This window comes from Pseudomonas sp. SIMBA_067 (assembly GCF_046534675.1).
GTDB lineage: Bacteria > Pseudomonadota > Gammaproteobacteria > Pseudomonadales > Pseudomonadaceae > Aquipseudomonas > Aquipseudomonas putida.
The window spans coordinates 1-242 of the sequence record NZ_JAWRYH010001174.1 but is presented as its reverse complement, the minus strand read 5'-3'; the positions used below and the strand labels follow the sequence as shown (position 1 = coordinate 242).

Below are 242 nucleotides of genomic sequence, written 5' to 3'. Positions count from 1 at the left end.
CGCCGGTGATTTTGGTGTAAAGATCGTAACGCGCCGCCACCTCGCCAATCGCGATCAACCCCTGCGGCGTGATTTCGCCCGCCGGGACGCGCGGCACCACCGAATAGGTGCCATCTTTCTGGATATTGGCGAAATAGCGGTCGTTGGTGTCCTGCAACGGCAGATGCGCCGGTTTTAGCAGATAGTCGTTCCAGCATGAGGCGAGCAGTGACGCCACCAGCGGTTTGCACACTTCACAACCC

Annotated in this window: 1 protein-coding gene; it reads right to left on the bottom strand. The window is 59.5% G+C overall.

Features of this window, described 5'->3' with window-relative positions:
- Positions 1-242 (bottom strand): hypothetical protein (locus SB765_RS32980; RefSeq protein ID WP_410932943.1); only part of this gene is annotated, 242 nt, incomplete at both ends.